At 71.6% G+C, this 21607-nt stretch carries 19 protein-coding genes and 1 tRNA gene; 10 read left to right on the forward strand and 10 right to left on the reverse strand.

All coding sequences use genetic code 11. From position 1 onward, the window contains the following. Positions 1 to 287: 287 nt before the first annotated feature. Positions 288 to 827 (reverse strand): GrpB family protein, encoded by a 540-nt coding sequence (locus AGRA3207_RS27725; protein ID WP_231329938.1) that lies wholly within the window; start codon positions 825 to 827, stop codon positions 288 to 290. A gap of 580 nt (positions 828 to 1407) precedes the next feature. Next, positions 1408 to 1483 (reverse strand) — tRNA-Arg (locus tag AGRA3207_RS27730). Between the two features lie 655 nt (positions 1484 to 2138). Between AGRA3207_RS27730 and AGRA3207_RS27735 the strand changes: the two genes are divergently transcribed. Continuing rightward, positions 2139 to 3167, forward strand: coding sequence for a D-alanyl-D-alanine carboxypeptidase family protein (locus AGRA3207_RS27735; RefSeq protein ID WP_231329939.1), 1029 nt, complete (start codon positions 2139 to 2141; stop codon positions 3165 to 3167). Position 3168: 1 nt separating this feature from the next. On the opposite strand, the gene AGRA3207_RS27740 is transcribed toward AGRA3207_RS27735, so the two are convergent. The 7 genes from AGRA3207_RS27740 to AGRA3207_RS27770 form a co-directional block, all read right to left on the reverse strand. Beyond that, positions 3169 to 3582 carry an MscL family protein gene (locus AGRA3207_RS27740; protein WP_231329940.1) on the reverse strand — a complete coding sequence of 138 codons (414 nt, stop codon included), beginning with the start codon at positions 3580 to 3582 and terminating at the stop codon, positions 3169 to 3171. Positions 3583 to 5033: 1451 nt separating this feature from the next. Beyond that, complete coding sequence (cpaB, locus tag AGRA3207_RS27745) at positions 5034 to 5657, reverse strand: Flp pilus assembly protein CpaB (RefSeq protein WP_231329941.1); 624 nt, start codon at positions 5655 to 5657, stop codon at positions 5034 to 5036. Beyond that, on the reverse strand, positions 5654 to 6478 hold the full coding sequence (locus tag AGRA3207_RS27750) for an S-methyl-5'-thioadenosine phosphorylase (protein ID WP_231329942.1): 825 nt from the start codon (positions 6476 to 6478) through the stop codon (positions 5654 to 5656). The genes cpaB and AGRA3207_RS27750 overlap by 4 nt, the downstream gene beginning before the upstream one ends. Positions 6479 to 6607: 129 nt before the next feature. Then, positions 6608 to 8683, reverse strand: a complete 2076-nt coding sequence (locus AGRA3207_RS27755; protein WP_231329943.1) for an MMPL family transporter — start codon at positions 8681 to 8683, stop codon at positions 6608 to 6610. A 782-nt stretch (positions 8684 to 9465) separates the two neighbouring features. Then, entirely contained in the window at positions 9466 to 9849 is a 384-nt protein-coding gene (locus AGRA3207_RS27760; RefSeq protein ID WP_231329944.1) for an FmdB family zinc ribbon protein, read from the reverse strand. 242 nt (positions 9850 to 10091) lie between these two features. After that, a complete protein-coding gene (locus AGRA3207_RS27765) occupies positions 10092 to 11576 on the reverse strand; it encodes a potassium/proton antiporter (RefSeq protein WP_231329945.1) in 1485 nt (494 codons plus the stop codon). 415 nt (positions 11577 to 11991) lie between these two features. Next, complete coding sequence (locus tag AGRA3207_RS27770) at positions 11992 to 12573, reverse strand: 5-formyltetrahydrofolate cyclo-ligase (RefSeq protein ID WP_420830794.1); 582 nt, start codon at positions 12571 to 12573, stop codon at positions 11992 to 11994. Between the two features lie 33 nt (positions 12574 to 12606). Between AGRA3207_RS27770 and galU the strand changes: the two genes are divergently transcribed. The 4 genes from galU to AGRA3207_RS27790 all read left to right on the forward strand — a co-directional run bounded on the left by galU (position 12607) and on the right by AGRA3207_RS27790 (position 15951). Continuing rightward, positions 12607 to 13512, forward strand: coding sequence for a UTP--glucose-1-phosphate uridylyltransferase GalU (gene galU / locus AGRA3207_RS27775; RefSeq protein WP_231329946.1), 906 nt, complete (start codon positions 12607 to 12609; stop codon positions 13510 to 13512). Positions 13513 to 13693: 181 nt separating this feature from the next. After that, entirely contained in the window at positions 13694 to 14902 is a 1209-nt protein-coding gene (glp, locus tag AGRA3207_RS27780) for a molybdotransferase-like divisome protein Glp (RefSeq protein ID WP_231336410.1), read from the forward strand. Positions 14903 to 14907: 5 nt separating this feature from the next. After that, positions 14908 to 15390: a cyclic pyranopterin monophosphate synthase MoaC gene (gene moaC, locus AGRA3207_RS27785; RefSeq protein WP_231336411.1), complete on the forward strand. Its 483-nt coding sequence runs from the start codon at positions 14908 to 14910 to the stop codon at positions 15388 to 15390. A gap of 75 nt (positions 15391 to 15465) precedes the next feature. Beyond that, entirely contained in the window at positions 15466 to 15951 is a 486-nt protein-coding gene (locus tag AGRA3207_RS27790; protein WP_231336412.1) for a MogA/MoaB family molybdenum cofactor biosynthesis protein, read from the forward strand. A 24-nt stretch (positions 15952 to 15975) separates the two neighbouring features. Here AGRA3207_RS27790 and AGRA3207_RS27795 read toward each other — a convergent pair whose 3' ends face one another. Beyond that, positions 15976 to 16761, reverse strand: coding sequence for a DeoR/GlpR family DNA-binding transcription regulator (locus tag AGRA3207_RS27795; protein ID WP_231329947.1), 786 nt, complete (start codon positions 16759 to 16761; stop codon positions 15976 to 15978). A gap of 180 nt (positions 16762 to 16941) precedes the next feature. Here AGRA3207_RS27795 and AGRA3207_RS27800 point away from each other — a divergent pair, with 180 nt between their 5' ends. The 5 genes from AGRA3207_RS27800 to AGRA3207_RS27820 are packed head-to-tail and all read left to right on the forward strand — an operon-like array spanning position 16942 to position 21443. Further along, complete coding sequence (locus AGRA3207_RS27800) at positions 16942 to 17844, forward strand: SIS domain-containing protein (RefSeq protein WP_231329948.1); 903 nt, start codon at positions 16942 to 16944, stop codon at positions 17842 to 17844. Further along, positions 17841 to 19022, forward strand: a complete 1182-nt coding sequence (gene nagA / locus AGRA3207_RS27805) for an N-acetylglucosamine-6-phosphate deacetylase (RefSeq protein WP_231329949.1) — start codon at positions 17841 to 17843, stop codon at positions 19020 to 19022. Before AGRA3207_RS27800 ends, nagA begins: the two co-directional genes overlap by 4 nt. Before the next feature lie 8 nt (positions 19023 to 19030). Next, positions 19031 to 19957: a 1-phosphofructokinase family hexose kinase gene (locus AGRA3207_RS27810; protein WP_231329950.1), complete on the forward strand. Its 927-nt coding sequence runs from the start codon at positions 19031 to 19033 to the stop codon at positions 19955 to 19957. Beyond that, a complete protein-coding gene (locus AGRA3207_RS27815) occupies positions 19935 to 20774 on the forward strand; it encodes a class II fructose-bisphosphate aldolase (RefSeq protein WP_231329951.1) in 840 nt (279 codons plus the stop codon). The genes AGRA3207_RS27810 and AGRA3207_RS27815 overlap by 23 nt, the downstream gene beginning before the upstream one ends. A gap of 45 nt (positions 20775 to 20819) precedes the next feature. Continuing rightward, positions 20820 to 21443 (forward strand): GNAT family N-acetyltransferase, encoded by a 624-nt coding sequence (locus tag AGRA3207_RS27820; protein ID WP_338028304.1) that lies wholly within the window; start codon positions 20820 to 20822, stop codon positions 21441 to 21443. Positions 21444 to 21607 lie beyond the last annotated feature (164 nt).

Consider the following 21607-nt stretch of genomic DNA (forward strand, 5'->3'; position numbering starts at 1 on the left):
ACTTCGCGTGTCATCTCTGGAGACGCTGGGCTTCCTGACACTTGTCGATCACTACCGCAGAGTGGAGTCGATGCCGTCGACTCGCGAACCAGCCTTCGGCTGCCAGCTCAGTCCATGCGTTGGAGCATGCCCGTCCTCCGGCTCTTGCAGGCAAGGCGGCAAGCGCGCCTCGGAGGCGGATGCCCAGAACGGGCAGCGAGGGTCGGGACCAGTGCCGTCCGGTGCTGGGTCCTCTCCCAGGGGACCACGCCGTCCGGGAGTTGTCGGCGGCGGCCCTTCTCGCAGGTTCAGATTCGGGTTGTGTCGTCGGTCTGGGCGATGGGTGTCTGTGACGTGGTGACGAAGGACGTTTTGGCGGTGGTGTAGGCCTGCCGGTTGTGAGCATGCCGGTGGGCGAGTTCGCGTTTGAGTCGGTCGTATCCGGCGCAGGTGGCCGGGTCGGTGCGCAGGAGATCGCGAAAGAAGAGCCAGCGGCGCCACTGTGCGTCATCGTGATCGACGGCATGGATGTGGGCGATCCGGCGTAACGGGCGGTCTTCGAGGACGAAGAGCAGACCGCCTTGGTCGCGTTTGTCGCCGCGATAGATGTAGCCGAGCGGCTCAAGCGCCGCGATGACCTCCTTGGTCTCAGTCCGAGGGATGAGCGCGACTGCTATGTCGAGGATCGGTTTGGCGGCGAGGCCGGGAACCGCGGTCGAGCCGATGTGCTCAATTGCCACCGCCGTCGTTCCGAGTGCGGCTTGCAGTTCGGCCGCGAGCTGCTCGAAGGCTTGGGGCCACCGTGGATCACTGTCGCAGATGCGCACTTTCCCGTAGCCGAGTCCCAATCCGGGGAAGGCAGAGCCTTCCTGTCATGCGTGCCGCCTGAAGATGTGCGCGGATGATGCTGAGTGAACACCACTCTAGCCAGGCGTGCTGGGATCCGGCGCCGACTGAAGACCGCTTGTAGTTGCGCGGAGGTTGAAGTGCAGCTTCTGGCTGTCGCTTCGGTATCGACGGTGGCGAGGCGGTTCTTGACCCGGTAGCTAGGGCCCGTAGGCAGCCGGTACTCGGTGACGCCGTGGTGGGTGAATTCTAGGAGCTCCTGCAGCGGACGCCGGTCAGTTTCAAGACCTCGGGGCGAAGGCCCAGAACGCTTCTTCTTCCTCATACGACAGTTTGCGGCGTTTGCCGGTGGCAGGGTGGTGGTGTGCCGGCGGGCGTAGGCCAAGGTGCCGATGGTGGGGGTGTAGGAGGAGACGACCCTGTCTTTCACGGTGCGGTGGTCGGGGTCGGGGTCGGGGGTGCGGGGTGTAGTGGCCCGCGGCGTGGACGGGCAGCAGGCCGAGCAGCCCTCCGGGCGCCCACCACACCCAAACGCCCCGGGCAATGCAAGGAGGGTTTCTGCCGGTCAGTGCATTGTGGGGGTGGCGCCTCCGGCAGGATTCGAACCTGCGACACCCGCTTTAGGAGAGCGGTGCTCTATCCCCTGAGCTACGGAGGCATGTCGTCGCTCGCGGAAGAGCGTAGCGGACTGCACCTACAGGGTAGGGGAAGGGGGGAGTTGCGCGCTCCTTCTTATGGGCGGCTTCGGGCCCTAGGCCCGGTGGGGGTGCTGTCGGTACGCTTCGGTGCCGTGAAGGGTCGGCATCGCGGGCAGGCAGGTGGCAGAGCGCCTGACGAACAGAAGGGCGCGCCTCGCGGACGGCGGAGGGCAGTGATCGCCGGGGCGTTCGTCGTGCCCGTTCTGGTGGCCACCGTCATCGCCTTCGGGCTGCGGGACGAGCCGGCCGCGGAGCGGCCGCAGAGCGCGGGGAGGACGGCACAGCCCCTGGCGCCCGGGTCGCCGAAGGCGGAGCCGACGTATGGGCAGTACATCCCGCCACAGCCTCGGCCGCAGGCGGAGACGCAGCCTCCGGTGAGGCCGCCTGCGCCGGTGGTGAAGCGGCCCCGCAAGAAGGCGCCCTCGCCCAGGCCGACCCGGCCGAGGGAGACCCGTCCGCCGTGTCCCAATGGGTGGGGCTATGTGCCCTTCTGGCGGAATTGGTGCCTTGAGCATGGTTACTGGGCTCGCTGATCCCGTTACGCCTAGGTCATCGGTGAACATGTAGTACCGTTCTGCCGCTGTTCCGTATTCGGGCATCAGGAGGAAAACCACCGTGCCTAACCCTCGGTCGGCGGCGCTGACCGCGGTCTTCCTGGTGGCGGTACTCGCACCGCAGGGCGTCGGCCGCGCGGCCGGGCCGGGTGATGCGGTCGAGTCGCTGCGGCGGGAGGCGTCGAAGGCTCGTTCGGAGCTGGAGAAGGCGACGACGCAGATGGAGGACCGCAAGAAGGACCTCGCGGCCTCGCAGGTGAAGCTGCGGGGCACGCTCAAGGATCTCGCGACGGCCGAAGCCGAGCTCAACCGGATCCGGCTGCCGCTCGCGCGGCTGGCCAACGCGTCCTACCAGCAGAGCGGTGCCGCCGGGTCCATGGCGATCTTCGGTGGGGGCGCGCCGGACGCGGCGTTGCGGTCGACGGCTGACGTGACGCTGCTCGCCCAATCCCAGCAGGCTCTCGTGGACCGCGCCGACGAGCTCCAGAAGCGGCGGCGGGAGCTGGCGTCCACCGCGCAGGACCTCCAGTCGCGCAACGCGATCGAGCAGACCCGCGTCCAGCAGCAGATCGACGGGCTGAAGGAGACATCGGCGGCGCTCACTAAGCGGCTGAGCCTGATGCTGAGCAAGCTGAGCCCCGCCAAGCGGCTCGAGCTCGGCTGCGACAAGAGGCTCGCGGCCGATGCCAAGAGGTTCCCGAACGGGCTGATTCCGGCGAAGTACCTGTGCCCGCTGCCGCAGAAGGGGAAGGAGCTGCGTGCGGACGCGGCCCTCGCCTTCTACAAGCTGAACGCCGCGTACCGGCGGCGGTTCGGCCGCGAGATATGCGTCACGGACTCCTACCGCAGCCTCTCCGAGCAGCATCGCGTGTATGCCCAGCGGCCCGGGTTCGCCGCGGTGCCCGGGACGAGCAACCACGGCAAGGGACAGGCCGTCGACCTGTGCGGCGGGGTGCAGAACTCCGGGTCCGCCCAGTTCAACTGGTTGGAGGCCAACGCCAAGACGTACGGCTGGCTGCACCCCGCGTGGGCCTACAGCAACCCGTTCGAACCATGGCACTGGGAGTTCGGTACGGCGGACGACCAGTGACTCAGCGCGGCATCTCGGCGGCGGGCGTCACCTCGGAGGTGCAGAACCTGCAGCGCAGCGCCTTCACCGGGATGTCGCTGAGGCACTGCGGGCACTCCCGCTCGGTGGCCTCCTTGCCGCGGTCCATGCGTTCGATGAGCTTGGACGTCGGCAGGACGACCAGGAAGTAGACGATCACCGCAGTGATCGCGAACGTGACCGCCGAGGTCACGAAGATCCCATAGGGGAACTTCGTGCCGTCGATCGTCACCGCCAGGCGCGTGTAGTCGGGCTTCCCGCCGATCAGCGCGATCAGCGGGTTGATGAAGGAGTTCGCGAAGTCCTTGACCAGGCCGGCGAAGGCGGCGCCGACGACGAACGCGACCGCGAGGTCGACCAAGTTGCCGCGGAACAGGAACTTCTTGAAGCCGCTCACAGGACGCTCCAGGGGGTCGAGGCCGCATCCCACGGACCGGGACACGCGTCGCGCCGGGGGCGCCTCACCAGGGGCGGACCGGCTTTCCGCTGGTCAGCAGGCCGCGACTCGGTGAAATCGTCCCCGGACGGCCACGGATGGTAATGAAGGGTCACCTCCTTTGCCAAGTCAGCGCGCCATCAGCCGGATCGGTATCGGGGGGTACCGGATAGGCGCCGGGCGAGCGTCGGGTGGGCGCCGGACGGGTGTTGGCGGGCGGGGGGCGGGCGTGCGTCGGGCGTCGGGCGTCGGGCGGTCGCCGGAGGGCTTCGGGCGAGCGCCGGATGAGCGTTGGACGCGCGCCGGGTGGGCGGCGGGCGTCGGGCGCGTTGGACGTGCGCCGGGCGAGCATTGAGTGGGCGGCGGACGGATGTTTGGGCGGGCGGGGGGCGGGCGTGCGTCGGGCGTCGGGCGTGCGTCGGACGGCGGGGGGCGAGCGTCGGGTGGGCGTTGGAGGGGCGTCTGGCGAGCGCCGCACGAACGCTGGATGAGCGTTGGGCGGGCGGTAGGCGGCCGCCGGGGGGCGGCGGGCGAGCGCCGGATGAGCGTTGGACGCGCGTTGGACGGGTGGCGGGCGGGCGTTTGATGTGCGGTGGGCGGGCGTCGGACGGCGGCGGGCGTGCGCCGGATGGGCGCTGGACGGGCGTCGGGCGGGTGGCGGATGGGCGTTTGATGTGCGTTGGGCGTCGGGCAGTCGCCGGACGGCGGCGGTGCGTGCGCCGGATGAGCGTTGGACGGGGGGCGGGCGGACGCTGGATGAGCGTCGGGCGGGCGCTGGATGAAATGGGTGTTGGTGCTCGCGGCCGCTGGTTACCCCGGTCTGCCGCTTCCAGTCACTTGCTTGCTTCCCGCTTGCCGGGTGCTTTCGCTCGCTGGATGCTCTCGGTCGAGCCATGGACGGTCCCTCGCTTCGTCGTGGGGTGCTCGGTAGGGGTGCTTGTGCCCGGGTCGGTTTTCCGGCTTCGTGCTGGGTGTGGGGGGCGATCGGTCAGCCGTTCGGTTTGATTGCCGTTCGAGTGCTCGGCCCGGTCGACCAATCAGGTGGTTGTGGGAAGGGCGATTGTGTGTCGCGGGTCGGTCCCTCAGCCTCCTCGGCCCCCTGACTTTCGGCCCCTCGGACTGGCCGTCCGGTCGGCCGTTCGGCCTGCCGGTCGGTCGGCCAGTCGGGTGCAGCTCGGGTGTGTTGGGTGATCAGGTTGTCGTAGGTCGACTGGTCGGGTGTCAGGCGGCGGGTAGGTGTGGAAGGTCGGGCGGGGCTCGGTTGGTCGGTCGAGCAGGTTGTGGGTCGCTTGCTAGTTGGTCGGCCGTCTCGGGTGGTCGGGGGTTTGGGGGCGGGGCGTGCGGCTGGGTTCGCGGTGGAGGCTGGCTTGCTTGTTGTGCTGGTGTTGTTGGTGTGGTGGGTGTGAGCGGGGTTAGCCTCCGGTGATTGTTAGGGAGAGGGTTCCTGCGGCGGAGGCGAGGGTGGCGGCCTGGGGGCGGTCGGTTGCCACTAGGACGAGGGCTCCTTCCTGGGCGTTGCCGTCCTCCCTGGGCGGGACGGTCACCACGGGCACGCCCGACACCAGCACGCGGGCGGGGTCCCGGCTCTGGGATTCATCGTCGGGCGGCCTCGCGTCAGTGGGGGACGGGCCTGTGCTGAGGACGTCTATGCGGTCGCCGGGGTGGAGCAGGCGGACGGTGGCAGCGTCGGATATGCGGATGGGGCTGGCGACCGTCCCGGAGGCGTAGCCGCGCAGCAGGGCGTCTCCTAGGACGCGGGCGTCGGTGAGCGGTTCGCCTCGGCGGACGGGTGCGGCGAGGACGCGGCCGGTCGCGCCGGTGCGGAGGGCGCCGGACGGCACGGCGCCGGGTGGGAGGGCGAGGGGGCGCAGGTCGGACGGGCGGAGCGTCGTCCCGGCGGGGAGGTCTCGGGCGGCGGCGAGGACGCGGATGGACGGTAACGGGCCGGGGCGCAGGGCGGCGAGGGCGGACGCGGCGGCGGCTGCGGCGAAGAGGGCCGCCAGGGGTCGCCGTAGACGTGCCAGGCGGGCGCTCATGGCAGCTCCAGGGGGATTTCCATGCCGTCCAGGGCTCGGGGGCAGGGGCAGGTGCGTTCGGCGGGCAGGGTCGCGATCACGTCCGCCGCGAGGGCGCGGAGGCGGCCGATGTTCTCGCCGAAGACGCGGAGCACCTCGTCCATGGTGACGCCCTCGCCCTCTTCGATACCGGCGTCGAGGTCGGTGACGAGGCACAGCGGGGTATAGCAGAGCGCCAGCTCGCGGGCGAGGACGGCTTCGGGGTGCCCGGTCATGCCGACGAGCGTCCAGCCCTGGGAGGCGAACCACCGGGACTCGGCGCGGGTGGAGAAGCGCGGGCCCTCGATGACGACCAGGGTGCCGCCGTCGACGGGGTCCCAGCCGGCGGTGCGGGCGGAGCCGACGGCGGTGCGGCGGCCCGCCGGGCAGTAAGGGTCGGAGAACGACACGTGGACCGCGGCGCCCTCGTCGTAGTAGGTCTGGGCGCGGCCGTGGGTGCGGTCGGCCAGCTGGTCGGGGACGGCCAACGTCCCGGGACCGAGGTGGGGGGCGAGGGAACCGACGGCGCTGGGTGCGAGGACCTGGCGGACGCCGAGGGAGCGCAGCGCCCACAGGTTGGCGCGGTAGGGGATCTTATGCGGCGGGTAGCGGTGGTCACGGCCGTGCCGGGGGACGAACGCGACGCGGCGGCCGGCGAGCTCGCCGACCGCGATCGGGTCGCTCGGCGGACCGTAAGGGGTCTCGACCCGCACCTCCTCGACGTCGTCGAGGAAGGAGTAGAAGCCGGAGCCGCCGATCACCCCGATCTCGGCGGCGGGCCCTGCGGAAGGCGAAGTGGACATGTCGCCGACACTAGCCACCCCCCACCGGCACCCGGCAGGCCCTCCGCCGATTGTGGATAACTCCGCGAAGACGTGCCGGAGGCCCGGCCGGGTGGCCGGGCCTCCGGGGGATTTCGCGGGGTCGCGCCATCAGCCGATCGGGTCGAGGACGCGGGGCTCCTCGGGCGCCGTGTGGTGCTTGGAGAGGCGGCCAGGGGTCCAGATGCGCCGTCCGATGTCGTATGACAGGGCGGGCAGCAGCAGGGACCGGACGATCAGCGTGTCGAGCAGGACGCCGAACGCGACCACGAAGCCCATCTCGGCCATCGCCACCAGCGGCAGCGTCGCGAGCGCGGCGAAGGTGGCGGCGAGGACCAGCCCGGCGGAGGTGATGACGCCGCCGGTGACGGTGAGGCCGCGCAGGATCCCGCGGCGCGTGCCGAGGCTCTGCGACTCCTCGCGGACGCGGTGCATCAGGAAGATGTTGTAGTCGACCCCGAGCGCGACCAGGAAGATGAAGGCCAGCAGGGGGAAGCCGGTGTCGGTCCCCTCGAAGCCGAAGCCGTGCCGGAAGACCAGGGCGCAGGCGCCGAGCGAGGCGAGGAACGACAGGACGACGGTGCCCATCATCAGCAGCGGCGCGACCAGGGCGCGCAGCAGCAGGATGAGGATCAGGAACACCACGGCCAGCACGATCGGGATGATGACCTTGTTGTCGCGGTCGGAGGCCCGCTTGATGTCCAGGGCCGTGGCCGTGGTGCCGCCCACCTTCGCGTCCGCGGACGGGACGGAGTGCGCCACGTCGCGCAGCCGGTCGATGGTGTCCTGCGCGGCCTTGCTGTCGGCCGAGTCGCGCAGGGTCGCCTCGTACTGGACGAGACCGCCCGCGGTGACGGGCTTGCCGACCTCGGCGATTCCAGAGGTCTTCTGTATGGCCGCGCCCAGGGGGCCCGCCTCGGACGCCTTGCCGATGACGACCGCGGGGGCGCCGGAACCGGCGGGGTAGTGCTTGGAGACGATCTCGGCGCCGACCACGGAGTCGGGACGTCCGGTGAACTGGCCCGCGTCCGAGAGCCCTTCTGCCTTGAGCGAGCCGAGACCGAACGTGAGGGCGAGCAGTCCGACGGACGTGAGGGCCCAGAGCGCGCGCGGGTGCTTGCCCACGAGGCCGGCGACGCGGCTCCAGATGCCGTGCTCCGACTCGTACGCCTCAGGCTCCAGGTACTTCGCGTCGTACCGGGGGACGAGCGGCCAGAACAGCCAGCGTCCGAAGATGACGAGAAGGGCGGGCAGGAGCGTCACCATGGAGGCCAGCGCGGTCATGACGCCCGCGGCGGCGACCGGGCCCATCCCGGCGGTGGAGTTCATGTCGGCGAGCATCAGGCACAGCAGGCCCACCGCGACGGTGGCCGCGGAGGCGACGATGGCGGGCGCGGCGCGGTGCAGCGCGTACGCCATGGCCTCGTGCCGGTCCTCGTGCCGGTGCAGTTCCTCGCGGTAGCGGGCGACGAGCAGGAGCGCGTAGTCGGTGGCGACGCCGAAGACCAGGACGGTCAGGATCCCGGCGCTCTGCCCGTTCACGGTCAGGCCCGCGTTCTTGGCCAGCAGGTAGACGACCGACTGCGCGAGCCCGAGGGCGAACACCGCGCTCAGGACGGGGACGAACCACAGCATCGGGCTGCGGTAGATGATCAGGAGCAGGACGATCACGACGATGCCGGCGGCCATGAGCAGGAAGCCGTCGAGGGTCTCGAAGACCGCGAACATGTCGGCGCCGCCGCCGGCGGGGCCGGTGACGTGCGCGTTCAACCCGGGCGGCCCTCGCTTGACGAGATCGCGCGCACCGTCGATGGCACCGGTCACGTCCTGGTCGGTGAAGGGCACGAGGGTCTGCAGGGCCTTGCCGTCCTTGGACGGGAACGGTCCCTGCGCCTTCTGCGCGCCGGGAAGCTTCTCAAGCCCGGGAAGGTCGGACGTGGCCTTGGCCTTGTCCGCGGCGGTGATCCCGCCCGGCCGCTCGTAGACGACCACGGCGAGCATGGTCTCGTCCTTGCGGAACTTCTCCTGAAGTTCGACGACCTGTGTCGACTCGGCCCCGCCCGGGAGCCATGCCGCCGCGTCGTTCTTCTCGACGTCGCCGAGCTTGCCGGCCAGGGGCCCGAGGGCGGCCAGCAGGACGATCCACAGGGCCAGCACGGCCCACTTGGTGCGCCGTCCGGCGATCAATCCGGCAAGGCGATGGGACGCCGTTCTGGGGGGAGCTGGGCTGGGTGCGCTCATGGTTCCTTCTCCTGTACCGGGACATCCCGGGCAGATCGCGATATGTCGTGTTCAGTAGGAGAGTGTCTCGTTAGGAGAGAGAAGTCAAGTACTATCGCGTTGACTCCTCGCTCCTCAGGGGAGTGAGCTTCTCGCTCAAAGAGTCTCTCTATTATGGAGTCTTGTCAAGCGGGCCCTGGCCGGGGGCCGTGCGGCCGTTTCGGTGGCCGTCGGATGAGTCGTCCCGATGTGTTCGCCATCGCAACAATCGTCGTCGCGGACGGCCGGGCGCGCGTCGGGCGTGAGTTGGGAGATGCGCTACCTCGCACGAGGCAGAAACGATCGAGGGGCTACCCCTCAAGATGTAGGCGGCGCCGAAACGCATGCGCAGCACGTCGGAGACGACTGCCGGAGCCCTCGTCCCTTCAGTGGAGTGCCCGTCGATCGGCTTGGTCGGGGTCTGCGATGCGGTATGTGACGAGAGCCCTGGTCAGAGCTGGTCTGACCAGGGCCCTCGGCTGTGGGTGCTGGGTGTCCGCTGAAGCCCTACTTGAAGGCTCAGACGTCTGACGTGGGCTGAGGCTTCCGAACGCGATCTAGTACGCCTCGGCCCGCCTCTGGTTCGCCTCGGGCCGCCTCTGTGCCGTGCACCGGACGGCAGTGTGGCGCCGCCTGGGCGCGGTAGAGCGCGCTCCCGGCTCGGCGCCCTCGGGGCAGGTGCGGGGGGAGCGTGCGCGCGTCCCAGAGGGTCAGGCGACCTTCTCGGACGACGAGGACGAAGACGACGACGACGTCGACGAGCCGGAGGACGAGGAGTCGCCCGACGAGGACGACGAGGTGCCGGCCTTGGCCGAGTCGCCGGACCCGCTCGACTCGGCCGATCCGTTCGAGCCGCCCGAATCGCCGTTCGAGGAGGACCCGTTGGACGAGGCGCCCGCGGTCGAGGTCTTGCTGGAGCCGCGGCTGTCCGTCCGGTAGAAGCCGGAGCCCTTGAAGATGATCCCCGCGGCGGAGAAGACCTTGCGCAGCTTGCCGCTGCAAGCCGGGCATTCGGTCAGCGCGGCGTCGCTGAACTTCTGCACGACCTCAAGAGGCTCGCCGCACTCGGTGCAAACGTACTGATACGTCGGCACGGTTCCTCCTCGCTGACTCAGCCCGGTGGTGTCCGGACTGGCACTCACTCTGAACGACTGCTAATGGTACCCATGCGTGGAACGGGAATCGTCCTCGCCCTGTTCCCGGGCCCCGCGCCTGGAGTCGCTCCACGCGGGCGGGGCCCGGGCCAAGCCTGCTGGCCGGGTCGGCTGGTCAGGTGCCGGTACCGGACAAGCGCCAGGGCAAGTGCAAGGGCAAGAGCCAGGACAAGTGCCGTTGGTCAGATTCCGCTTTCGCCGAACCAGCCCGCCAGCTTGCCGCGTCGGCTGACCGCACGCAGGCGGCGTTCGGTCGTCTCCCGTACCGCATCGGTGGTCACGACCAGGAGGGTGTCACCCGATTGCAGAGGCGTGGTGGGTTCCGGGACGAAGCTCGACCCGTTCCGCACGACCAGGGTGACGGACGCGCCCGGAGGCAGCCGCAGTTCGAAGATCTCCACACCGCTCAGCTGCGAATCGGACGGGATCCGCACTTCCAGCAGGTCCGCGTGGAGTTCCTCCAGGGGCGCCGCTTCCACGTCCAGTTCGCGTGCCTGCTCGTCGCTTTCCAGACGGCACCAGCGCGCCACAAGGGGCAGCGTGGGGCCCTGCAAGAGCGTGAACACCACGACGATCGTGAAGACGATGGAGAACAGCCGTCCGGCGTCGGGGACCTCCTTCACCATGGGGATGGTGGCGAGGACGATCGGGACGGCGCCGCGCAGGCCCGCCCAGGACGCGAACAGCTTCTCGCCCCACGTCAGCCTGAAACCGATCGTCGACAGCACCACCGACACCGGGCGGGCGACCAGCAGCAGGATGAACCCGATCACCAGTGCGGGGACGATCTGCCCGGGCAGTTCGCTGGGCGACGCCAGGAGCCCGAGCATCACGAACAGCCCGATCTGGGCGAGCCAACCGATCCCCTCTGCGAAACCACGTGTGGCGGGTCTGTGGGGTAGACGCGCGTTGCCCAGGACGAGCGCGCTGACGTATACGGCGAGGAATCCGCTGGCGTGCAGCAGCGTGGCCGCGCCGTAGGAGCCGACGGACAGCGACAAGACGGCGATGGGGTAGAGGCCGGACGCGGGCAGTGCCATGCGGCGCAGCGCCTGCGCGCCCAGCCAGCCGATGGCGATGCCGATCAGGCCGCCGGCGATCAGCTCGTACACCATGACGCCGAACAGCTCGGCGAGGTTCGGGGCGGCCGCGTGCGAGCTGAGCGTGATCACGATGATCACGACGGGGGCGTCGTTGAAGCCGGACTCCGCCTCCAGCAGCCCGGTCAGCCGGGACGGCAGCGGGAGGCGGCGCAGCACCGAGAACACGGCGGCCGCGTCGGTCGGGGCGAGCACCGCGGCCAGCAGGAACGCGGGCCGCCAGTCCAGGTCGATCAGCCACATGGCGGCGGCCGCCACCACCACGATGCTGATCAGGGTGCCGAGGGTGGACACGCTGAGCGCGGCGGGCACCGAGGGCCGCACGTGCCGCCAGCTGGTGGTGATGCCTCCCTCGGCCAGGATGAGGACGAGGGCGGCGAGGCCGAGCGTCTCGGCCAGCTCGGCGTTGTCGAAGTCGATGTGGAGGGGGCCGGACTCGCCGATGAGAAGGCCGAGGCCCATGTACGCCAGCAGGGTGGGCAGGCCCGCCTGGTGCGACAGCCTGACCGCGACGATGGCGCTGAGTACGAGCGTGGCCCCGAGGAGTAGCCAGATGTCTAGGTGCACATCCCGCCCTTCCGGGGTCGTCAAAGTTGATCGTTTAGGAATCCTACACATTCATGGAGAAATCGCACACTTGTGGTTGAGGGACAGGATGTCGCGGGCGCTGTCCGGCATCGCTTGACCTGCGGGTTTACCCCGTTCACAACGTTCTGCACCTCGCGCCCCGTACGGCCCCGGCGATGTCGTCGCGCCCAGGCGACAAGCTTCGGCCGCCACCGGGCGGCCTTGTGTGCCGTTCCGTCCGCCGCAGATCCGCCTCGTCCGCCTCCGTCCGCCTCCGTGTGCCTCCGTCTGCCTCCGTCCGCCGCAGATTCGCATCCGCATGGACCGGAAGCCGCGTGAGCGGCGAGGGCGCAGAATGGCCCAAAGCGGCCACGTCCGCAGGTCAGGCAGGGTGCGGATGGACCGGTCGCACTGATCAGGTGAACCTGAGCAGACCTCCGGAAGGGGTCACGGCGCTGCGAACACGCTGATCGTGGGACTCCGCGGGCAGTTCCGGCACAAGCTCGCCGTCGTACACCAGCCCCACCGTCAAGATCGCCGGGCCCACCCGCGCCAGCGCGCGGTCGTACGAGCCGCCTCCGCGACCCAGGCGCATCCCCGTGCGGTCGATGGCGACCGCCGGAGCCAGGACGACATCGGCGCTGGCCACGGCACCGGGCCCGCGCGGCGGCTCGGTCGGCTCCAGGCAGCCGCGCGGGCCCGGCGCCAGGGAGTCGGGACCCTCGTAGGAGGCCCAGTCAAGGTCGCCGTCTGGCAGGAGCTTTGGCAGCAGGACGTACGCGCCGCGCTTCCAGAGCGCGAACAGCAGGCCGCGGGTGTCCGGCTCGGCGCCGATCGACACATACGCCGCGATCGTCCCCGCCATCTCGACCTCGGGAACGGACAGCAGCGCGTCCCGGATCGCCCGCCCGGCCTCGGAGCGCGCGCCGGGGAGCATCATCGCACGCTTCTCCAGGAGCTCCGCGCGGAGGCGGGTCTTCGTCGCTATGTCGTGCACGCTGTGGTCCTCACGGATGACTAGGGTCTTCTCATGGCCGACATTGCACCAGTGCTCAAAGCGGTCGTCCCGGCGGCCGGCCTCGGTACCCGATTCTTGCCCGCCACCAAGGCGACACCCAAGGAAATGCTGCCGATCGTCGATAAACCGGCGATCCAGTACGTCGTCGAGGAGGCGGTCGATGCCGGCCTCACCGACGTCCTCATGGTCACCGGACGCAGCAAGCGGTCCATCGAGGACCACTTCGACCGCGCCTACGAGCTGGAGGAGGCGCTGCGCGCCAAGGGCGACGACGAGCGGCTCGGCGCCGTCCGCGAGTCCAGCGAGCTGGCGATCATGCACTACGTCCGGCAGGGCGAGCCGCGCGGCCTCGGGCACGCGGTGCACTGCGCGCGCCAGCACGTCGGCCGCGAGCCGTTCGCGGTCCTGCTGGGCGATGACATGATCGACGCCCGCGACCAGCTGCTCAAGCGGATGATCGAGGTCCGCGGGCAGCACGGCGGCAGCGTCGTGGCGCTGATGGAGGTGGAGCCCGACCAGGTCTCGTCCTACGGCTGCGCCGCCATCGAGGCCACCGGCGAGGACGACGTCGTCCGCATCAGCGACCTCGTCGAGAAGCCCGCCCCCGACGAGGCGCCGAGCAACTGGATCATCATCGGCCGGTACGTCTGCGACCCGGCGGTCTTCGACGTGCTGGAGAAGACCCCGCCCGGCCGCGGCGGCGAGATCCAGCTGACCGACGCGCTGCGCACCCTCGCCGACACCCCCGCCGACCAGGGCGGCGGCGTGTTCGGGGTCAAGTTCCGCGGCCGCCGCTACGACACGGGCAACAAGCTGGAGTACCTGCGGACGGTCGTCCAGTTCGCCTCCGAGCGTCCCGACCTGGCGCCGGAGTTCATGCCGTGGCTGCGCGAGTTCGTCCGCCAGCACGATCAGTGATCTCCCCGTCCCGCGCTGACGGCCGGTCTCCGGGCCGGCCCGCCCGGTCGTCCCGGCCCGCCCGGTCGTGCCGGTCGTCCCGGACCGCCCGGACGGTCCGGTCGCGGGACGGGATGGCGGTGCGCGGCGGCGTGGGATGCGCCGGGGACCCCGGACGACACGTCAGACTGTGTGCGTGGGCATGAGATCGGTCGACGAGCATCTGACGGACATCCTCGGCAGCGTCCCCGTCCTGGCGCCGCTCGATCTGGCGTTGCTGGAGGCGCAGGGGACGGTGCTCGCCGAGCCTGTCTCCGCGCCCGTGCCGCTGCCGCCGTTCGACAACTCCGCGATGGACGGCTACGCCGTGGTCGCCTCCGACATCGCGGGCGCCACCGAGGCGGAGCCGGTCGTCCTGCCGGTCGTCGGGGACATCCTCGCGGGCGACCCCGGCGTGTCCGCGATCCGGCCGGGGCTGACCGCGCGGATCATGACGGGCGCGCCGATGCCCGCCGGGGCCGACGCCGTCATACCGGTCGAGTGGACGGACGGCGGCAACGCCACCGTGCGGGTCTCGCGTCCGGCGTCGCCGGGCAACTACATCCGCCGCGCGGGCGAGGACGTCCTCGCCGGGCAGGTCGTCGCGGACGCGGGCACCCGGCTCGGCGCCGCGCAGATCGGCATGATCGCCGCCGTGGGCCGGTCCCGCGCCGTCGTCCGGCCGCGGCCGCGCGTCGTCGTGCTGTCCACGGGGACGGAGCTGCGGGAACCCGGCGAGCGGCTCGGCGACGGCCAGATCTGGGAGTCCAACTCCTTCATGCTGACGGCCGCCGTCGTCGAGGCGGGCGGCGTCGGCTACCGGCAGGCGACGGTCGAGGACGAGCCCGCGAAGGTCATGGAGGCCCTGCGGGACCAGCTCGTCCGCGCGGACGCCATCGTCACCTCCGGGGGCGTCTCGATGGGGACCCGCGACGTCGTCAAGGAGGTGCTGAGCGGCACCGGGACGGTCGAGTTCCACAAGGTGCGGATGCGTCCCGGCAGGCCCCAGGGCTTCGGGCTGCTCGAAGGCGTCCCGGTCTTCACGCTCCCCGGCAACCCCGTCAGCGCCTACGTCTCCTTCCAGGTCTTCGTCCGTCCTGCGCTGCGCGCCATGCAGGGGCTGGGTCCCGAGCCGCTGCCGACGGTCAGCGCCGTTCTCGGGGCGGACGTCAAGTCCCCGGCGGGGCTGCGCCACTACGTCCGCGGGCGGCTCTCCTTCAACCGCGGCCACTACGCCGTCACCCCGGCCGACGGGCAGGGCTCGCACCAGCTCGGCTCGCTCTCGTCCGCCGACGCGCTCATCGTGCTGCCGGAGGAGGCCGAGGCCATGCCCGCCGGTTCCCACGTCGATGTGATGAGGTTGCCGTCATGAGCGCAATGGGCACCGAATTCACCCACCTGGACGAGAAGGGCGCGGCCCGCATGGTCGACGTCTCGTCCAAGAACGTCTCCTCCCGCACCGCCACGGCGACGGGTTTCGTCCGGTTGTCCGCCGAGTGCGTCGCCGCGCTGCGCGCGGGGGACATGCCGAAGGGCGACGCCCTCTCCGTGGCGCGCATCGCCGGGATCATGGGCGCCAAGCGCGTCCCCGACCTCGTCCCGCTGTGCCATCCCATCGCGCTGCACGGCGTCACCGTGGACCTCGCCATCGAGGACGAGGGTGTGGCGATCACCGTCACCACGCGGACCGCGGACCGGACGGGCGTCGAGATGGAAGCCCTCACCTCCGTCTCCGTCGCCGCGCTCGCCCTGGTCGACATGGTGAAGGCCGTCGATCCCGCCGCCGTCATCACCGACGTCAGGGTCGAGGAGAAGACCGGCGGCAAGACCGGCGTCTGGCGCCGCCCTGACTCCCCCTGAGGTCCCCGGCGGGGTCGGGAGCGACGGCGGTGAGGACGGCGAGGACGGTGCGGGCGGGACGGTGAAGGGATGACGATGCGGGCGATGGCGGTGACGGTGTCGAACCGGGCGGCGGCGGGCGTGTACGCCGACAGGTCCGGGCCGGTGCTGGTGGAGATGCTGGAGGATCTCGGCTGCCAGGTGGACGGGCCCGTGGTCGTCCCGGACGGCGAGCCGGTCGCCGGTGTCCTGCGGGACGCGGTGCGCGACGGCTACGACGTGGTCGTGACCACCGGCGGGACGGGCCTCACCCCGACCGACCGGACGCCCGAGATGACGCGGCCGGTGCTGGAGCGCGAGATCCCCGGCCTGGCGGACGCCATCCGGTCGGAGGGACGCGACCAGGTCCCCACGGCGATCCTGTCGCGGGGCCTGGCCGGTGTCGCGGGCCGCACGCTGATCGTCAACCTGCCGGGCTCGACGGGTGGGGTCCGCGACGGCATGACCGTCCTCGGGCGCGTCCTGGCGCACGCCGTCGACCAGATCCGCGGCGGCGACCACCCCCGTCCCGCCGCGCACTGAGCGGCCCCCTCCGGGCGCGGCGCGTCAGGCCCGGATCACCCGGACACCCGCCTCGGTGAAGGCCGCCACGTCGTCCTCGGCGACGGTGCCGTCCGTCACCAGGACGTCGATCCGGGACGTGTCGCAGATCTTGGCGAACGCGCGGCGGCCGATCTTGGAGCCGTCCGCCACCACGACGATCTTCTCGGCGCGCTCGGCCATGAGGCGGTTGACGTCCGCCTCGCCCTCGTTGTGGCAGGTGGCGCCGTGCTCCACGGCCACCCCGTACACGCCGAGGATCGCGACGTCCAGCGTCACGTGGTCGAAGATGCCGGTGGCGAGCGGGCCGGTCAGCTCGTAGGACTGCGGCCGGGGCACCCCGCCCGTCAGGACGATCTTGACGTGCGGCCGGACGGCCAGCTCGTTGCCGATGTTGAGCGCGTTCGTCACGATCGTGATCGCCGGGGACGCGCCCTCGGCGTGCAGGTCGGCGCGGGTGGCGAGGGCCCGCGCGACCTCGGAGGTCGTCGTCCCGCCGTTCAGCCCGATGACCGAGCCGGGACGCGCGAGCTCGGCGGTGGCGGCCGCGATCAGCTGCTTCTCCGAGGCGTGCCGCGCGCTCTTGTAGCGCAGCGGCAGGTCGTAGCTGACGTTCTGCGCGACGGCGCCGCCGCGCGTGCGGGTGAGCATCTGCTGCTGCGCGAGCTGGTCGAAGTCGCGGCGGATCGTGGCGGCCGACACCTTCATCCGCGCGGCGGCCTCCTCGACGGTCAGCCGCCCCGCCTCCGACAGCAGTTCCAGGAGCGCGTTCCAGCGCTCATGCCTGGCCACGCAAGCCCTCCTCCGCGCGTGCGGGCGCCGGTGCGGGCCTGGGCAGGGGGGCCGGGGATCGGACGGACATGCGGGGCGAGGTCACGAAATGATTCTAGCGATGCACACTGATGGTCTTTTATGCGCTATCTCCCTATGAAAAACTCATTAACAAGCAAAGGAGAGCAAAGGGGCATCTCTATGGCAGACGTGGCAGAAGCCGGTCATACCGCGGCCGAGATCGCCTCCCAGCCCGGGCTGTGGCGCCGCGCCGCCGCGTCCGCCCCCGGGCTCGCGCCGAGGCTGCCCCGACCGGGTGAGCGCGTCGCCGTGATCGGCTGCGGGACGTCCTGGTTCGTCGCGCAGGCGTATGCGGCGCTGCGCGAGGCCGCCGGGCACGGCGAGACCGACGCGTTCGCGGCGTCGGAGTACCCGCGGGGCCGCGCCTACGACCGGCTCCTCGCCCTCACCCGCTCCGGGACGACGACCGAGGTGCTGGACGTGCTCGCCCACGTCCGCGGGACGATCCCCACCACGGCGATCACCGCCGATCCCGCGACGCCCGTCATGTCGGCCGCCGACGAGGCCGTCGTCCTCGGCTACGCCGACGAGAGGTCGGTGGTGCAGACGCGCTTCGCGACCACCCAGCTCGCCCTGCTGCGCGCCCACCTCGGCGAGGACCTCACGGGAGTGATCACCGACGCGGCGCGGGCGCTCGCCATGCCGCTGCCGGACGTGGCCGTCCGCGCCGAGCAGCTCACCTTCCTCGGACGCGGCTGGACGGCCGGGCTGGCGCACGAGGCGGCCCTGAAGATGCGCGAGGCCGCCGGCGCCTGGACCGAGTCGTACCCGGCCATGGAGTACCGGCACGGCCCGATCAGCGTCACCGGTCCGGGCCGCGTCACCTGGATGTTCGGCGACGCGCCGCCAGGGCTGGCCCGCCAGGTCACCGACGCCGGAGGCACCATGATCACGAGCGGGCTGGACCCGCTCGCCGACCTCGTCCGGGTCCAGCGGCTGGCCGTCGAGACCGCCCGCTCCCGCGGCGCCGACCCGGACACGCCCCGCAACCTGACCCGCTCGGTCATCCTGGACGCGCGGTGATCGTCCTGCGGGACGGCCGCCTCGTCCTCCCCGGCGGCGTCCGGCGCGGTGACCTGCACGTCCGGGACGGCCGCATCGCCGCGAACGGGCCACCGGCCACCACGCCGCATGCCACCGAGACGCCGCGCACCGCCGAGACTCCGCGCACCGCAGAGACGCCGGGCGCCGACGAGATCGACCTCGGCGGGCGCTATGTGGTCCCGGGCTTCGTCGACATGCACGTTCACGGCGGGGCCGGGGCGTCCTATCAGAGCGGCTCGGACGAGGACGCGCGGCGCGTGGCCGGGTTCCACCTCGCCGCCGGGACGACGACCACGATCGCGAGCCTCGTCACCGGCACCGGGCGGGAACTCGCGGACGCCGTCGCCGCGCTCGCCGGCCCGGCCGCCGACGGCCTGATCGCCGGTATCCACCTCGAAGGCCCCTACCTGGCGCGGGAACGCTGCGGCGCGCACGACCCGGCGCTGCTCAGACCCCCTGACATCGCCGAGTTCCGGCACCTCGCCGGCCTCGGGCGCGGCCATGTCCGCATGATCACGCTGGCGCCGGAGCTGCCGGGCGCGTTAGAACTCGTCCGCGCGGCGGCGGACGCGGGCGTGATCGCGGCGGTCGGGCACACCGAGGCGCCGGGGGCGGTCGCCCGCGCGGCCTTCGACGCGGGCGCGCGCGTGGCGACGCACCTGTTCAACGCGATGCGGCCGCTGCACCACCGTGAGGGCGGCCCGGTCGCCGCCGCGCTGAACGACCCGCGGGTCACTGTCGAGATCGTCAACGACGGCGTGCACGTCGAGCCCGGTGTGGTCGCGCTGGCCTTCCGGGCCGCCGGCCCCGGCCGCGTCGCGTTGATCACCGACGCGATGGCGGCGACCGGGATGGGCGACGGCGACTACCGGCTCGGCGTGATGGACGTCCGGGTAAGGGACGGGCGGGCGACCCTCGCGGGCGGGTCGTCCATCGCGGGCAGCACGATCACGATGGCGGACGCGTTCCGCCACGCCGTCACCGGCGTCGGCGTGCCGATCGCGCAGGCGGCCGAAGCGGCGGCACTGACCCCGGCGCGCGCGCTGGGCATCGACTCGCGTGTCGGCTCGCTGGAACCCGGCAAGGACGCCGACCTCCTCGTCCTGGACGACGACCTCGCCGTCGCCCGGGTCATGAAGCGCGGGCGCTGGCTGTGATCCTCACCGTGACGCTGAACGCCGCGCTCGACGTCACCTACGCGATGGCCCGCGTGGCGTGGGGCGGCTCCAACCGCGTCGGCGCGGCGCACCGGCGCGCGGGCGGCAAGGGCGTGAACGCCGCCCGCGTGGCCGCCGCGCTGGGCGAGGACGTCCTGATCACCGGGCTGGCCGGAGGCGCGACGGCGGACGCCATCCGGGCCGACCTCGACGGATCGGCCCTCCGGCACGCGTTCTTCCCCATCGCCGGGACGTCCCGGCACACCCTCACCGTCACCTCCGACACGTCCGGCGCGACCGTCTTCAACGAGGCCGGGCCCGAGGTCACGCCGGGGGAGTGGGACGGATTCCTGGAGCACTACCGGGCCCTCCTGCCGCACGCACAGGTGGTCGTCCTCTCCGGAAGCCTGCCGCCGGGCGTGCCACGGGACGCCTACGCCCTGCTGACCCGGCTCGCCGACCGTCCGGTCATCCTGGACGCCGACGGCGACGCGCTCTCCCTGGGCGTCCCCGCAGGACCCACTGTCGTGAAACCCAACGCGGACGAACTCGTCCGCGCCACCGGACGACCACCCCTCTCCGGTGCCCGTGCGCTACAAGCGGCAGGCGCGCGCGCTGTTCTGGTGTCCCTCGGGCAAGAGGGCCTCCTAGGCGTGACACCCGACGGCGCCTGGCACGCCAAACCGCCAAAGCGCATTTCCGGGAACCCAACCGGCGCGGGAGACGCCGTAGTGGCAGCCACCGCGCGCGCACTGCTCTCGTCCACTCCCTGGCCCGCCCTGCTACGGGACGCGGTGGCGCTCTCAGCGTCCGCAGTGCGCGCCCCCGTGGCAGGCGACTTCGACGCAGGCGAATACGCCCGCCTGCTCCCCGAAGTCGTCATCGACGCCCTCGACACCCGGCAGGAGTCCCATGCCCCTCGTAGGAACCGGTGAGATCATCGCCGGCGGCCCCGGCGTCGGCGCGTTCAACGCCGTCCTCCTCGAACACGCCACCGCCATCGCCGCCGGTGCGGAGGCCGCCGCCGCGCCCGTCATCCTCCAGATCAGCGAGAACACCGTGAAGTACCACGGCGCCGCCGCGCCGGTCGTCGCCGCCGCGCTCGCGACCGCCCGCCGCGCCGCCGTGCCCGTCGCCGTCCACCTCGACCACGCCACGTCCATCGACCTCGTCTACGAGGCCGTCGAGCTCGGCGTCGGCTCGGTGATGTTCGACGCGTCCACCCTCCCCTACGACGACAACGTCGCCGCGACCGCCGAGGTCGCCCGCTGGTGCCACATCCGCGGCGTCCTCGTCGAGGGCGAGCTCGGCGAGGTCGGCGGCAAGGACGGCGCCCACGCCCCCGGCGCCCGCACCGACCCCGCCCAAGCCGCCGCCTACGTGGCCGCGACCGGCGTGGACGCCCTCGCCGTGGCCGCCGGCACGTCCCACGGGATGATCACCCGCGACGCCGTCCTCGACCTCGCGCTGATCTCCGAGCTGCGCGATGCCGTGCCCGTCCCGCTCGTCCTGCACGGCTCGTCCGGCGTCCCGGACGAGACCCTCGCCGCCGCCGTCCGGCACGGCCTCACGAAGGTCAACATCGCGACCCGCCTCAACGCCGTCCTCACCGCGGAGATCAGGCGCGCCCTCGGCGACGCCCCCGGCCTCGTCGACCCCCGCCGCTACCTCGGATCGGCCCGGACGGCCGTGTCGCAGGAGGTCGCGAGGCTCCTGGAGGTGCTCCGCGGCGGAATTCTCGGCGACAATTGATGGCGTCCACCCGTCCTGCCAGGGAATCATGGAACCGTGGAACGCTTGCGGGGATGGCCGGTCACCCTGACCGAGGGCCCTGTGGGGCTGCGCCCGCTACGGCATCGCGACGCCGCCACCTGGCGCGAGCTGCGGGTCCGCAACGCCGACTGGCTCCGCCCCTGGGAGCCCACCAACCCCGAGACCCCGCTGTTCCGCAGCGGCCTCGGCCCCTACATCAGCATGGTCCACACCATGCGCCGCGAGGCCCGCCACGGCCTGGCCCTGCCCTGGGTCGTCACCCACGAGGGCCGGTTCGCCGGGCAGCTCACCGTCGGCGCGATCGTCTGGGGCTCGGCACGCTCCGCCCAGATCGGCTACTGGGTCGACCGCCAGGCCGCCGGACGCGGCGTCATTCCCACCGCCGTCGCACTCGCCGTCGATCACTGTTTCTTCACCGTCGGCCTGCACCGCGTCGAGGCGAATATCCGCCCGGAGAACACCGCGAGCCGCCGCGTCGTCGAAAAGCTCGGATTCCGGGAGGAGGGAATTCGCCGCCGCCATCTCCACATCGACGGGGCCTGGCGCGACCACATCTGCTACGCCCTCACCGTCGAGGACGTCCCCGGCGGCCTGCGCGCCCGCTGGCTCGCCGAACGCAACCGGGCCTTTCCCCGCTCGACGTCGTGACGTCCGGCTGACTTTCCGCCCGTAAGAATCCTGCGAACGAGAAGGCTCGGCAAACGGAGAGTAACGGCGGACTCGATCTCGCGACACACCGCCCCTTATGCTCGTCAACCTCTGACACCGGCTCGTACCGTGCGGGGCGTGACCCTGCTCCCATTGCACGTTCG

Source organism: Actinomadura graeca (genome assembly GCF_019175365.1).
In the GTDB taxonomy this organism is placed as follows: Bacteria; Actinomycetota; Actinomycetes; order Streptosporangiales; family Streptosporangiaceae; genus Spirillospora; species Spirillospora graeca.

Coding starts and splice junctions, on each gene's coding strand:
- cpaB (WP_231329941.1), bottom strand. CDS start 5,657: ATGAGCGCCCGCCTGGCACGTCTACGGCGACCCCTGGCGGCCCTCTTC.
- AGRA3207_RS27750 (WP_231329942.1), bottom strand. CDS start 6,478: ATGTCCACTTCGCCTTCCGCAGGGCCCGCCGCCGAGATCGGGGTGATC.
- galU (WP_231329946.1), top strand. CDS start 12,607: ATGGCCGACATTGCACCAGTGCTCAAAGCGGTCGTCCCGGCGGCCGGC.
- glp (WP_231336410.1), top strand. CDS start 13,694: ATGAGATCGGTCGACGAGCATCTGACGGACATCCTCGGCAGCGTCCCC.
- moaC (WP_231336411.1), top strand. CDS start 14,908: ATGGGCACCGAATTCACCCACCTGGACGAGAAGGGCGCGGCCCGCATG.
- AGRA3207_RS27790 (WP_231336412.1), top strand. CDS start 15,466: ATGCGGGCGATGGCGGTGACGGTGTCGAACCGGGCGGCGGCGGGCGTG.
- AGRA3207_RS27800 (WP_231329948.1), top strand. CDS start 16,942: ATGGCAGACGTGGCAGAAGCCGGTCATACCGCGGCCGAGATCGCCTCC.
- AGRA3207_RS27815 (WP_231329951.1), top strand. CDS start 19,935: ATGCCCCTCGTAGGAACCGGTGAGATCATCGCCGGCGGCCCCGGCGTC.